This window comes from Legionella lytica (assembly GCF_044626755.1).
Classification (GTDB): domain Bacteria; phylum Pseudomonadota; class Gammaproteobacteria; order Legionellales; family Legionellaceae; genus Legionella; species Legionella lytica_A.
Genome location: NZ_JBGORX010000034.1, coordinates 1 through 381, shown reverse-complemented (window position 1 = coordinate 381; position 381 = coordinate 1). Strand labels below are relative to the sequence as shown.

Genomic DNA, 381 nt, shown 5'->3' with positions numbered 1-381 from the left:
GTTCATGACTGGGGTGAAGTCGTAACAAGGTAGCCGTAGGGGAACCTGCGGCTGGATCACCTCCTTAATATACGAGCACCAAGCTTCAAAGTGCCCACACAGTTTGTTTTCAATGATGAAGAATAGTCAGAGTGTTAGCGATTCTTGGTTAACTATTGAATCGCGTCGAAATGGGTCTGTAGATCAGTTGGTTAGATCGCACCCCTGATAAGGGTGAGGTCGGTGGTTCGAGTCCACCCAGACCCACCATTTCAAACACTTGGGATTGTTGTTCAGATTAAAGCGTTTTATGTTAATAGAATGTTTTAATCTGAATAAATCAGACGTTCATTAAAAATATGGTAAATAAAGAGGTAACACAAGCGTCTTGTATAGACAAAA

The 381-nt window shown here is 41.7% G+C and carries 1 tRNA gene and 1 rRNA gene; both read left to right on the top strand.

Going from position 1 to position 381, the window contains the following annotated elements:
• Positions 1-67 (top strand): 16S ribosomal RNA (locus tag ACD661_RS16960); the annotation flags it as partial.
• A gap of 105 nt (positions 68-172) precedes the next feature.
• Positions 173-249: transfer RNA gene (locus tag ACD661_RS16955), tRNA-Ile, on the top strand.
• Positions 250-381 lie beyond the last annotated feature (132 nt).